The sequence below is a fragment of the Micromonospora sp. NPDC047793 genome (assembly GCF_040642635.1).
Taxonomy (GTDB): domain Bacteria; phylum Actinomycetota; class Actinomycetes; order Mycobacteriales; family Micromonosporaceae; genus Micromonospora.
The window spans coordinates 477,950-490,234 of record NZ_JBEYSG010000003.1; the positions used below are offsets into that span (position 1 = coordinate 477,950).

Annotated in this window: 12 protein-coding genes; 5 read left to right on the forward strand and 7 right to left on the reverse strand. The window is 70.9% G+C overall.

The features are described 5' to 3' along the window. Positions 1–20 precede the first annotated feature (20 nt). On the forward strand, positions 21–653 hold the full coding sequence (locus tag ABZ738_RS09780; protein ID WP_357212195.1) for a hypothetical protein: 633 nt from the start codon (positions 21–23) through the stop codon (positions 651–653). Positions 654–768: 115 nt separating this feature from the next. Next, positions 769–1,620, forward strand: a complete 852-nt coding sequence (gene pdxY, locus ABZ738_RS09785; protein WP_176094231.1) for a pyridoxal kinase PdxY — start codon at positions 769–771, stop codon at positions 1,618–1,620. Positions 1,621–1,680: 60 nt separating this feature from the next. Here the strand turns inward: pdxY and ABZ738_RS09790 are convergent, their stop codons facing one another. Beyond that, entirely contained in the window at positions 1,681–2,910 is a 1,230-nt protein-coding gene (locus ABZ738_RS09790) for a helix-turn-helix domain-containing protein (RefSeq protein ID WP_131051995.1), read from the reverse strand. A 155-nt stretch (positions 2,911–3,065) separates the two neighbouring features. On the opposite strand from ABZ738_RS09790, the gene ABZ738_RS09795 reads away from it, so the two are divergent. Next, on the forward strand, positions 3,066–4,175 hold the full coding sequence (locus ABZ738_RS09795) for a DegT/DnrJ/EryC1/StrS family aminotransferase (RefSeq protein ID WP_131051994.1): 1,110 nt from the start codon (positions 3,066–3,068) through the stop codon (positions 4,173–4,175). A gap of 27 nt (positions 4,176–4,202) precedes the next feature. Here ABZ738_RS09795 and ABZ738_RS09800 read toward each other — a convergent pair whose 3' ends face one another. The 3 genes from ABZ738_RS09800 to ABZ738_RS09810 form a co-directional block, all read right to left on the reverse strand. After that, positions 4,203–4,919 carry a class I SAM-dependent methyltransferase gene (locus ABZ738_RS09800; RefSeq protein ID WP_176094228.1) on the reverse strand — a complete coding sequence of 239 codons (717 nt, stop codon included), beginning with the start codon at positions 4,917–4,919 and terminating at the stop codon, positions 4,203–4,205. Positions 4,920–5,139: 220 nt separating this feature from the next. Beyond that, positions 5,140–5,547 carry a hypothetical protein gene (locus ABZ738_RS09805; protein ID WP_201272308.1) on the reverse strand — a complete coding sequence of 136 codons (408 nt, stop codon included), beginning with the start codon at positions 5,545–5,547 and terminating at the stop codon, positions 5,140–5,142. A 211-nt stretch (positions 5,548–5,758) separates the two neighbouring features. Then, on the reverse strand, positions 5,759–6,424 hold the full coding sequence (locus ABZ738_RS09810; protein WP_131051992.1) for a hypothetical protein: 666 nt from the start codon (positions 6,422–6,424) through the stop codon (positions 5,759–5,761). Positions 6,425–6,688: 264 nt separating this feature from the next. Between ABZ738_RS09810 and ABZ738_RS09815 the strand changes: the two genes are divergently transcribed. Both ABZ738_RS09815 and ABZ738_RS09820 read left to right on the forward strand, forming a co-directional pair. Then, a complete protein-coding gene (locus ABZ738_RS09815) occupies positions 6,689–7,897 on the forward strand; it encodes a class I SAM-dependent methyltransferase (protein ID WP_131051991.1) in 1,209 nt (402 codons plus the stop codon). Beyond that, positions 7,890–9,314 carry an NDP-hexose 2,3-dehydratase family protein gene (locus ABZ738_RS09820; protein WP_357212199.1) on the forward strand — a complete coding sequence of 475 codons (1,425 nt, stop codon included), beginning with the start codon at positions 7,890–7,892 and terminating at the stop codon, positions 9,312–9,314. The genes ABZ738_RS09815 and ABZ738_RS09820 overlap by 8 nt, the downstream gene beginning before the upstream one ends. 6 nt (positions 9,315–9,320) lie before the next feature. On the opposite strand, the gene ABZ738_RS09825 is transcribed toward ABZ738_RS09820, so the two are convergent. The 3 genes from ABZ738_RS09825 to ABZ738_RS09835 are packed head-to-tail and all read right to left on the reverse strand — an operon-like array spanning position 9,321 to position 12,276. Continuing rightward, complete coding sequence (locus ABZ738_RS09825) at positions 9,321–10,112, reverse strand: response regulator transcription factor (RefSeq protein ID WP_131051989.1); 792 nt, start codon at positions 10,110–10,112, stop codon at positions 9,321–9,323. Continuing rightward, positions 10,109–11,083 (reverse strand): DUF1702 family protein, encoded by a 975-nt coding sequence (locus ABZ738_RS09830; RefSeq protein ID WP_357212202.1) that lies wholly within the window; start codon positions 11,081–11,083, stop codon positions 10,109–10,111. Before ABZ738_RS09830 ends, ABZ738_RS09825 begins: the two co-directional genes overlap by 4 nt. Next, entirely contained in the window at positions 11,080–12,276 is a 1,197-nt protein-coding gene (locus tag ABZ738_RS09835; RefSeq protein ID WP_357212204.1) for a glycosyltransferase, read from the reverse strand. The genes ABZ738_RS09830 and ABZ738_RS09835 overlap by 4 nt, the downstream gene beginning before the upstream one ends. Positions 12,277–12,285 lie beyond the last annotated feature (9 nt).

The window sequence follows — 12,285 nt, forward strand, 5'->3', positions numbered from 1 at the left end:
CGAACGACACGGAGATGCAGATGAGAACGGACAATCGCAGGCGGCTGTTGGCGGCGGGTGCCGCCGGGGCCCTGCTGGTCGGGTCGGTGATGGCGGCTGTGCCCGCTTCGGCCGATCCGGGTGACACCGGTGACGTGACGGTCACCGTGGAGATCGAGGAGTTGGTGGAGCCGGGTGTGTTGGCGATGTCGATCGCGGGTGACTCGGTGGCGTTGACCGAGGACGGGTCGACGTTGGTGGTGCGTCAGTTCGTGGGTGGTCTGCCGACGGTGACGGTGACCGATACGCGTACGGTCGACGAGGTGCCCTCGGGTGCGGCGTGGGCGGTGCTCGGTAGTGCCACCGACTTCACCGGTGGTGCGGGTCAGGAGCCGATCGGTGCCGGGCACCTGGGTTGGAAGCCGCGCCTGGTCGACGGTGGCGACACCGGTCTGGTCAGCGAGGGTGAAGAGGTGGTGACGGTGTTGGACGAGCCGACGCAGCCGGGCAACAACGTGGGTCTGGTCGACCAGGAGTTGCTGGTCTCCACGTTCGACTCGGGTGCGGTCGCCGGTGGGGCGTACTCGGTCGACGCCGACCTGTTCCTGCGGACCCCGGCGGACGTGGCCGCGGGCGAGTACACCTCGACGCTGACCCTGTCCCTGTTCGAGTAGGACCGGCCGGATGGGGGGCCGCCGCACGGTGGCCCCCCATCCGGAACGCGGCCGTGACCTGGCCGAAGGGTGACCCCTGCGGCGTCGGGGGAGCGGCAGGCGCGATGATGGACGGGTGAAGATCCTGTCGATCCAGTCCTCGGTCGCCTACGGCCACGTCGGCAACTCGGCCGCCGTGTTCCCGCTGCAACGGCTCGGGCACGAGGTCTGGCCGGTCCTGACCGTGCACTTCTCCAACCACACCGGGTACGGCGCCTGGCGGGGGCCGTTGCTGGCGCCCGCCGACGTCGCCGAGGTGATCGCCGGCATCGCCGATCGCGGGGTGCTCGGTGACGCCGACGCGATCCTCTCCGGTTACCAGGGCGACCCGGCGATGGGCGCGGTGATCCTCGACGCGGTGACCCTGGTCAAGACCGCCAACCCGGAGGCCGTCTACTGCTGCGACCCGGTGATGGGCGACGTCGGCCGGGGCATGTTCGTCCGGCCCGGCATTCCCGAGTACCTGCGCGACGTGGTGGTGCCCCGGGCCGACATCGTCACCCCGAACCAGTTCGAGCTGGAGTTCCTCGCCGGCCGGTCGACGGACTCGCTCGACGAGGTGCTGGCGGCGGTCGACGTGGTACGCGCCACCGGCCCCCGACACGTGCTGGTCACCAGCGTGCTGCACGGTGACGCGCCACCCGACAGCCTGGAGGTGGTGGCCGTCTCCGACGAGGGCGCCTGGGCGGTGACCACGCCGCTGCTGCCGATCAGCCCGAACGGCGGTGGCGACGTCACCGCCGCGCTGTACCTGGCGCACCTGCGCAGCACCGGGTCGCCCGCGACGGCGCTGGAACGCACCACCGCCTCGATCTTCGCGGTGCTGGAGGCGACGCTGGCGGCGGGCACCCGCGAACTGCAACTGGTCGCCGCGCAGGACGCGATCGCCGACCCGCCGGCCCGGTTCCCCGCCCGCCGGTTGCGCTGACCGGAGCAGCGGAGGCCACCTCCACGGCACGTGGCGAGGTCACCTCCGGTCGGTCGACCGTCACTCCTCGCCGCTGTGCCGCTCCGCCAACCGGGCCAGTTTCAGGGCCAGGTGCAGGCAGAGTCGCTCGCCGCCGTCCTTGAGGTCGGTGCCGGCCAACTCCTCGATCCGCTGCAACCGGTAGTAGAGCGTGGTCCGGTGCAGCCGCAGGTCGGCGGCGGTGGCGTGGGCGTTGCCGGCCCGGTCCAGGTAGCGCTCCAGAGTGGTCAGCAGCGTGCGGTGGCCCGGCGTGGACACCAGCCGGGCCAGCCCCGGGTGCACGTCGGCCACCGTGAGGTGTTGCTCGCCGAGCCGGGCCAGCACCCGGAAGACACCCAGGCCGGACCAGGCGACGACGCGGCCCAACGCCGGCAGTCGCGCGCCGACCCGCGCGGCGTGCAGCGCCTCCACGTACGACTCGACGACGTCGGCCAACCGTGGCCTGGTGCGGCCGACCCCGACCACGGTCCGTTCCACGGAACCCAGACTGCGGGTCACCTGCTGCAGGTCGTCGTCGAGGTGCCGGGCGGCCACCTCCGGCGTCGGCCGGCCGGCGGCGGGTTCGGCGGGCAGCAGCAGCACCCCGTGGTCGTGCCGGACCAGGTGCAGCGCCTCCCGCGTACCGGCCCGGCGTCGCGCGGCCACCAGCGACTGTTCCAGCGCGATCCGGGCCCGCTCGTCCGGCTGCCGCTCCTCGGGGGCGACGAGCCGGGCGACCAGGGCGGTCCGGGGACCGTCGGCGTGGATCATCCCGGCTTCCAGCAGCGCCCGCACCGCCTGGTCGCGGCTGCCGGGGCTGTCGGCCAGCAGGGTCCGGGCCGCCTCGGTCTCACTCTGCGCGGCCAGCTCACCGAGCAGGTTCTCCCGGTACAGCGCCAGCGACAGTTCCCTGAGCAGGCCGGTGGCGGCCAGGTCGACCTCGGTCATGGTGCCGTCGGGATCGATGAACCAGACGAACCCGAGCAGCAGGTCGTGGTGGCGCACCGGCACACAGAGCCGGGGGAGCAGGTCCAGTTCCGGGCTGGCCGGTGTGCGTACCGCCAGGCGGGCGTCGGCGATGCCGAGACCGCGCAGCCAGGCGATGACCTCCGGGGCGGTCTGCCGCCGCAGGATCGACGCCCGACGGACCTCGTCCATCAGCCCGGTCTGCTCGCTGTAGACGACGACGCGTTGCCGCCGGTCCTCGATCAGTGCGGGACGGCCGACGTGGGCGGCGACCGCGTCCACGATGCGCTGCAACTCGCCCCGCACCGCACCCCCTCTCCCACGCCGTCGCGTCGGTTCCGACGTACGGCATGATCGAATCTTGTCCTCACCGCTGGAGAGCGTCGACCAGGGCACATTCGTTACGGATGCGTGTCCGTCAGCGCGCACCTGGGCCGGTCGCCGCACTAGCCTTGTCGGGTATGAGCATCAACGTGTGGAGCTACCTCACCGAGTACGAGGCGGAACGCGACGAGCTGCTCGAAGCTGTCGACAAGGTGTTCAGATCGGGTCAACTGGTGCTCGGGGCGAGCGTGCGGTCCTTCGAGACGGCGTTCGCCGCGAAGCATCAGCGGAGTCACTGCGTCGGCGTCGACAACGGCACGAACGCGCTGGTGCTGGCGCTGCGCGGTCTCGGCGTCGGGCCGGGCGACGAGGTGATCACCGTGTCGAACACGGCCGCCCCCACGGTCGTCGCGATCGACGCCGTCGGTGCGACTGCGACCTTCGTCGACGTACGGCACGACACGCAACTGATGGACGTCGGACAACTGGCCGCCGCCGTCACCGAACGTACGCGGTGCATCCTCCCGGTGCACCTGTACGGGCAGGCGGTCGACATGCGGGCGGTGCGCCAGGTCGCCCAGGACTTCGGGCTGAGCGTCCTGGAGGACTGCGCCCAGGCCCACGGGGCCCGTCAGGACGGCCGGATCGTCGGGTCGTTCGGTGACGCGGCGGCGTTCTCGTTCTATCCGACCAAGGTGCTCGGTGCCTACGGGGACGGGGGCGCCGTGGTCGTCGACGACGACCAGCTGGACGCGACCCTGCGAAGGCTGCGGTACTACGGCATGGCGGAGCGCTACTACGTCGTCGAGACGCCCGGGTTCAACGCCCGCCTCGACGAGGTGCAGGCCGAGATCCTGCTCCGCAAGCTCGCGCGGTTGGAGCAGTACGTCTCGGCCCGGCGCGCGATCGCGGCCACCTACGCCGAGGCGTTCGCCGACACGGACCTCGGCCTACCGACCGTGGTGCCCGGCAACGAGCACGTCTACTACCTGTACGTCGTGCGGCACCCCGCCCGCGACGAGATCATCCGACAGATGAAGGACGCCGGGATCACGCTGAACGTCAGCTATCCGTGGCCGGTGCACACCATGAGTGGCTTCGCGCACCTGGGGCAGGGGGTCGGCTCGCTGCCGGTCACCGAACGGCTGGCCGACGAGGTCTTCTCATTGCCGATGTATCCGACGCTGGCGGCGTCGGACCAGGCCCGTGTGATCGACGAGCTGAGCGCCGTCCTCTCCCGGCTGTGAGCCGCCACCCGCTCGTGCGGGGTCGGCTCAGCGGTCGGCGCGCTCGAAGACCGAGATGACGAGCGGGCTGTCCGACTCGACCGGGCTGCGCTCCCAGTCGCACCAGCGCTCACGCAGCCGCAGCCCGGCCAGCCGTGCCATCAGGTCGAGCTCGGCCGGGCTGACCCCGCGACCGTCGAAGGGCACGACGTGCATCAGGTCCTTGCCGTAGATGATCTCGCGGATGTGGAACTGCTGCGACAACGGGTCGACCTGGTAGGCCCAGAGCACGGTGGCGTTCTCGCCCATGTGCGCGGGCATCACCCCGAAGTCGCCGGGTGCTCGGGCGAAGGTCTCGAACACCAGCACGCCGTCGTCGGTGAGGAGTTCGGCGGCGTTGCGCACACACTCCGTCTGGGCATCCTGTGTGGTCAGGAGCAGGAAGGTGTTGTCGAGGCACGTGACGAGCCGGTAGCGCCCGTCCGCCGCGATCTGCGGCAGTTCGCTGAGCGCGGTCTGCACCATGTCGCCGCCGGGCTTGCCGGCCAGGGTCTTCAGCATCGCCGCCGAGCTGTCCACCCCGGTCACGCTGAGCCCGCGAGCGGCGAGGGGGATGGCGACCCGACCGGTGCCGACGCCCAGTTCGAGGACGGGGCCGCCCTCGGCCAGGTCGGCGAGGGTCGCCACCATCGGGTCGGGCGCCTCGGCGCCGTAGACGAAGTCGAAGAGTTCGGCGTAGCCCTCTCCGTACGTTTCTGCTGCCATGTCGGCTCCTGCCATCCAAGGGGGCAACGGTCAGCCCCGTGACACATCAACACACCCCACGGACCCGTCACAAGTGGTGGGATCGGGTCCCCGAAGGCGACGCGGGGCACCCGGAACCGATCCCTGACGCGATCGATTCCAGGTGCCCCGACCTGGTCGAACGGCCGGACTCGACGTCCGGCCGCCATCCACACCCGTCGACGGGTGTCGTGCTGCGGTCCTACTCCGCCGGCGGCTCGTACTTCGGGTTCTCCCACACGAAGTTGACCTTGTTGCCGGCCGGGTCGACGATCTCGGTCAGCTTGATGAAGTCGAAGTCCTGAATCTCACCGGCGGTCACACCCGCGCTCGCGAGGCTGGCGACATGGGCGTCGATGTCGTCCACGCCGATGACGATGTTGGTCCGGCCGGTTGTCTCCGGGTCCAGCGAGACCTGGATCCAGGCGTTCTCCGCGATCTGCCACTCCGCCACGCCCTCCTGGGGCTCGACGTCGGGGCCGCGCCCGATCCACTGCTTGTACCAGGCAACGGCAGCGGCGTGGTCGGAGACGGGCAGAACCGCCGTGACACTCTTCAGGTTCGGCACGTTGGGCTGTCCCTTCAGTTGGTTGCTCGTCAGTTGCTGCACCGCGCAAGGCGGTGGGCGAAGGCGTACGATAGCAGCGTTTCATACATTTCGGTCTGTCGCCGAGCGGCAAAGTCGAGGGTCACCACCTCGGTCAGGCCACACTGTCGACAGTGTTCGGAGCGGTCGGACCTGCCCCCGCAGCAGCCGACCGCGAGCGCCGCCACACCCGAGGGCGGGTGCGGCGGCGTCGAGCGAACTGCCCGGCGACGGGTCAGTCCGTGACCACCCGGCGCAGGGCGGTCTCGGTGAACACCTTGATGGCGACGACCTCGTTGTCGGCGTTCGCCATCGGGACGAGGCCCTCCTGGAAGTAGGAGAAGCCGATCGGCGGGACCTTGTTGACCGTCGCGAACATGTGCGCCGCGTCCGGGTTGTGCAGCGTACCCATCGGCGTCTCGACGGCCAGGAAGATCATCTGGTGGCTGCGCACCGTCTCACCGGCGGCGAAGTCGATCCCGAGCGGGATCTCCAGGCGGCCGACCGACGGCGGCAGGTTGACGTCGAACGACCGCCCGACGCCGAGAGCCACCTTCTGCCCGGGGAACAGGATCTGACTGGTCGCCTCGGCCCGGTAGGACTTGATCTCGAGGTCCAGCCGGAGGGCGCCGTTGAGCGTGAGCACCGGGTCGTGGAGCTGGATGACGCAGTGCGACTCCGGGAACTCGAAGCGCTCCCGCGGCATCGTCGTGTCGTTGGGGTCCTTGCCGGCGACGACCTCGATCGTGGTCTGCGCGATCGCGTGGTAGCCGCGGCTGCCGTCGGCGAAGGTGCGCCGAGGCGTCATCACCTCGAGCACCTGTCCGGCGCGGCCCCGAAGGGCGGCGGCCGGGTCGGCGATCTCGCTGGGGAGGTCGCGGTCGAGCTCTTCGAGAAGCATGTCACCGATCTTGATCATCTCTTTGCCCTTTCGTGCGAGTTGTCTTGACGGTGTTGCTGCGCCTCTGGCCGGAGGATTGCTCGTAATCGCAACCCTAGGAGCGCATCGCGGAATCGGGCACCGGTGAATCGCGCCAGTCGATCCGGCAGGCGCGCCAGAAAAGATGGCGCACCCATGACGCGGACCGACACGGTCACGACGCGGTCCGCGTGATCCACGACGGACGCCAGGCTGAGCCGCCGGTCAGCGCCTAGCATCCGCTACATGCCTTGCAGAGCCTGTGGCGACGCGGTGACGCAGTTCCTGGATCTGGGCCGGCAACCGCTGTCCGACGCATTCCGCATTCCCGACGATCCCTCCGACGAATTCTGGCTTCATCTCAGGGCCGTGGTCTGCCACGGTTGTCACGTCGTCCAACTCGCCGATCCGGTTCCGGTCGAGCGGATGTTCCACGAGGAGTACCCGTTCCGCACCTCGTCGTCGAGGCGGATGGCGTCGCACTTCGCCGCGACCGCCGAGCGCCTGGTCGCCGGGCTGGAGTCACCGGATCCCTTCGTGGTCGAGATCGGCAGCAACGACGGCACCATGCTCGCCACGGTCGCCGCACGCGGCATCCGACACCTCGGCATCGACCCGGCGGCGAACATGGTGGACGAGGCAGTGGCCCGCAGGGTCAACGCGCGTGCGGAGTGGTTCGACGCCACCACCGCCGCCCGGGTACGCGACGAGTTCGGCCCCGCCGACGTGGTCTACGCGGCGAACACCATGTGCCACATCCCCGACCTGCGCGGAGTCTTCACGGGCCTGGAGACGGTGTTGGCCGACGACGGTGTGGTGGTCTTCGAGGATCCCTACCTCGGTGACGTGCTGCGTCTCGGCTCGTTCGACCAGATCTACGACGAGCACTTCTATCTCTTCTCCGCCACCTCGGTCGCGCGTATCGCCGCGCTGCACGGGTTCACGCTGGTGGACGTCGAGCACCTCGGCGTCCACGGTGGCGAGGTGCGCTACACGCTCGCCCGGGACGGCCGTACCCCCACGCCCGCCGTCGGCGCGCTGATCGCTACCGAGGACCGCACCGGCACACACGACCTGTCCCGGTTGCAGGCGTTCGCGGCCGGCGTCGCCGACCGCCGCGAGCAACTTCGGGACGTCCTCATGGACGAGCAGCAGGCCGGCCGCAGCGTCGCCGGATACGCCGCCACCGCGAAGAGCGCCACCGTGCTGAACTACTGCGACATCGGGCCGGGACTGCTACCGGTCGTCTACGACACCACACCGGAGAAACAGGGCCGGACGACTCCCGGTTCCGGCATCCCGGTCGAGGCGTTCCCGCAGGACCTCGCCGACTACCCGGACACCTTCCTGCTCTTCGCCTGGAACCACGCCGACGAGATCGTCGCCAAGGAGCAGGAGTTCGTCGAGCGGGGCGGCCGGTGGATCCGTTACGTGCCGGAGGTGCGGATTGACTGACCGCCGGGTGGCCACCCCGTCGCATCTCGTCGAGTCGCGTGCCGACCCGTCGCTGCTCGACGAGATACGACACTGGCGTGAGGCGATGGGCGGTGTCCGGTACGCGCGGCCGTCGCGACTCCCACTCGATGCCGTTCCGGGCTGGAACACCGGTGCCGAGGAGCCCGCTCTCACCCACGGCAGCGGTCGGTTCTTCGCCGTGCGGGGGCACCGGGTGCGGACCGAGGACGGCCGCCACTCGTGGATGCAGCCGATGGTCGACCAGCCGGAGATCGGCCTGTTGGCGATCGCGGTGACCCCCTCCGACCGGGGCTACGCGGCGCTCGTCCAGGCGAAGGCCGAACCCGGCAACATCAACGGCATCCAACTGTCGCCGACCGTGCAGGCGACCCGGAGCAACCGGGAACGGGTGCACGGTGGCCGACCGGTCCCGTATCTGGACCTTTTCGATCCGGCGACGGCGGACGTCGTCGTCGACTCGCGGCAGTCCGAGCACGGTGGCGTGTTCTGGCGCAAGCGCAACCGCGTGATGATCGTCCGGACCCCACGGTTCGCGCCGCAGGAGGGTTTTCGCTGGATCGACCTCGCCGACCTGCTGGCGCTGCTGCATGACGACGACCTCGTGCACGCCGACACCCGGGCCGTCCTGGGCTGTGCGCCGTGGACGCTGCCCGGCGAGTTCGCCGTGTCCGGGGCGCGGCTGCCGGTCCTGCCCCGAACCCTGGCCGGTGCCGCCCGGTGCGACGTCCGGCCGCTGGCCCGCTGGCTCTCGGCCGAGCGCGCCCGGCAGTCGTCGGTCTCCGTCCGCGTCGCGCTGCCGGACCTACAGGGCTGGCGACGCGGCGCCGACGCGCTCCGCCGGGAGGACGGCACGGGCTTCGAGGTCGTCGCGGTCAGCGTCGACGCGGCGGGACGCGAGGTCGACCAGTGGTGCCAACCGATGATCCGGCCGGTCGGGCTGGGCGTGGTGGGCCTTGCCGTCGCCGACCGTGGCGGTGAGCTCCACCTGCTCATGCAGGCATGTCCCGAGCCCGGCCTCGTCGACGACGTCGAGTTGGGTCCGACCGTGCAGATCGCGGGTGGCGAGAAGCCACGGTCCGGCGCGGAGGCGGAGCTGCTGGCCCTTCTGCTCGACAGCCCGGCCGAGGCGGTGCTGTTCGACGCGGTCCTGTCCGACGAGGGCGGACGCTTCCTGCACAGTCGCTGCCGACACCTCGTCGCGTTGGTCGACCACCGCGACGCACCGGCGGGCTTCCGGTGGTGCCCGGCCAGCGAGGTGATCGCCATGCTGGTGCACAGTCACCAGGTCAACATGCAGGCGCGCAGCGCGCTGGTGTGCCTGGTCGGCGCGGTGGCGGGCGAGTCGCGGTCGGGGCCGACCCCACTACCGCGACCGGCCGCGCGTACCGCGGCCTGACCCGCGTCACTGGCGGCTCGGAGCCGCCGGCACGGTGACGGACGGCTGCCGATCCGCACGGTGGGCGTCGGCCAGCACCGCCCTGGTCGCGGTGCCGTTTCGGGCGCCGGACCCACGACGACCCTCGTCCTCGGCACGGTGGCGCATGGCCTCCATGGAGCCGTCGAGCAGGCCGTGCCGGGCGGCGACCACCACGGCCTCGTGCCGGTTCGACACGCCGAGTGTGCGGTACAGCTCCTGCAGGTGCCGGAACATCGCCCGGGTCGAGAAGTTCTCGTGGCTGGCGAGCCGTTCGACGCTCCATCCGCTGGCCAGCGCCGCCAGACGCAGCACGTCGGACTCGTCCACCGACAGGTCCGTCTCGGCCGGAGCGGGTCGGCTGAGCAGGTCGACGGCGACCGCCCTGGGCAGCCGGACGGCGCCGGCCCACGTCGCCTCCAGTGCGGCCACGATCTCGTCCGGAGACGCCGCGTAGTCGACGACACCCCAGGCCCCGGCGTCGAGCGCGCGTCGGTAGTCGTCGGCGGTGGGGTCCACGAGCAGGGCGAGCAGCGCGACCTGCTCGTCGTGCGCCCGGAGCGCAGAGAGCACGTCGACGTCGGAGTCACTGCGGATGGAGAGCAGCACGGCGAGGCGGTACTCGGTCGGGTGGGCCGCCCGGCGGAACCGCCGGATCCAGGCGTAGCAGTCGCCCGGCTCGGCCGTCTCGTAGCCGGCGTTGTCGAGTTCCCGCGCGATGCCCTGCCGGTAGGCGGGGATCGGGTCCCGGATGGCGCAGACGTGCCGTGGCCTGCTCATGCCGATCGTTCCGGGATCGGGATCTCGGTGCGCAGCCGACGTTGCCATGCCACGTAGCCGCCGTCGCGGCTGGTGTCCCGCCCGGGTGGCGCGAGGCACCGGTCGGTGACGGTGGTGACCCAGCCGGCGTCGGACCGGTCGAGTTGGTCGAGGAACCGCGTGAAACTGCGGGGTGAGGCTTCCCGACGCGCGGTCAGGCCGAACGCCAGGCCCTGGAGGAAGGCCCGTCGCTCGGTCTCCTGGTCCGATGGTGCCGCCGGGAGGCAGCGCATCCGGCGCATCCCGGCGAAGGCGGTCGCCAGGCCGAGACCGGCGTACAGCTCCGGACGGAGCGCAGGGGCCAACCGGGCGCCCTGGTCCTCGATGACCTCCGGTCGACCACCGGCGACGAACCAGAGCGCCCGACCATGACCCTGTGACCACAACGCCTGGTACTCCGCCTCGGGGAATGGGCAGGGAACGTCGAAACGCGTTGGCGCGGCCTTGAGGAAACACGTCGCGAACGCCATGCCGTCGATACCGAGACCGGTGAACAGGCCGTCTTGACGCCAGAGCGGGCTGCGCCTCATCGCCTGCGCGGCGAAGGGCCGTACGGCGTACCACCAGCCCCAACCGGCGAAGATCAGATACCGGTGGCCGGGCAGCGTGGCGAGCAGCCGGCGGTGCGCCGTACGGGCCCGGCCCGGATACAGCGCTCCCGCCGCGGCGAACGCCATCGCGGCGCCCTCGACGTAGAACGGGGCGAGGTAGTCGTCCGCCATGCCGTCGACCCGCGCGCTCACCGCCACCGGATCGTACGCCCGCAGTGTGTCGTTGAAGCCGGCCGCGAACTCGCGGCTGATCGCCCGGACGAGATCGCCCACGGCGGCGTCGACCGGCGTGAACAGCGCGAGTCGACGGTCGAGCCGCTCGTCGGTGAGTGCCATCCGGGCCGCGATGCGCGACCGCACCCGGTCGCCGGTGCCGGTCATCGGCGCGGATTCTCGGCGTGGATCCGCTCGATGAACCCGACCGCCGCGTCGTCGATCGGCGGCACCGTCAGCGTCCGGGCCTGCAACCGGCGCGCCGCCCGCCGGTACGCCGGATCGCCGAGGACGGTGGTCGTCGCCGCCGCGACGTCCTCCGGCGTGAAACTCGTCCAGTCCAACTGCACGCCGATGCCGTGCTGCGTGAAGCGGTTGGCGATCTCGAAGGCGTCGAAGAGCAGCGGCACCGCGACGACGGGTACGCCGTTGACGATCGCCTGGCGGGCGGTGGCCGGGCCGGCGTGGGTGAGCAGCATGTCGATCGAGCGCATGAGCAGCGCCTGGGGCACCCACTCGACGACCCGGACGTTCTCCGGGACCGGGACCCCTTCGATGATCTCCTTTCCGTGCCAGTCCAGTCCCTTGCCGGTGGAGACGATGACGTTCGCGTCCACCGCGCCCATGCCGGCGATCACCTTGGCCAGCGGGGGCCCGTAGGAGGGGATCGTCGAGGCCGCCGTACCGAAGCTGGCGTAGACGAGCGGTCGCTTGTCGTCGACCAGGTCGCCGATCCACTCCGGCAGCACCTCGCCGCGCCGGACGCCGTCCACCCGCACGGTGAACACGTTGGGCAGTTCGAGTTCCTCCGGCGCGAAGGTCGGGGACAGCATGTTCAGGTGGCCGTACGCGTACTGCCGCAGGCCGTCCGGGTCCGGCGGCAGCCCGAACTGCTGGCGGCGGCGGTCGAGCGCGGCGACCACGCCCGTGCCGAGCATCATGCCGTTGAAGTCGAGGACCCCGACGGTGACGTGCGGCAGCCCGGCCCGTTCGGCGGCGAGGTAGCCGCCGAGTTCACCGGTGTCGCGCAGCACGATGTCGGGATTCCAGTCCGCGATGGCCCGGGAGACGTCCTCGCCCATGGCGACACACGCCTCTCCGCAGAACAACTCGGCCATGAAGTTCTGCGTGAAGTCCTCCATCTCCTCGGGAAGGACGTCACCGTCGAGGCTGTCGAGGAAGTCGCCGACCCAGTCGGGACCGGCGGTGATGTGCTCGATGCCGAGCGCCTCGACGGTGGCGGCGAAGCGTCCCGACACGGCGATGGCGACGTCGTGGCCGCAGCGTTTCGCGGCCTCCGCGACGGGGATCAGTTCCAGCAGGTGGTCGTGGGCCGGCAGACTGCTGAACAGCAACCTCATGTCGAGTCG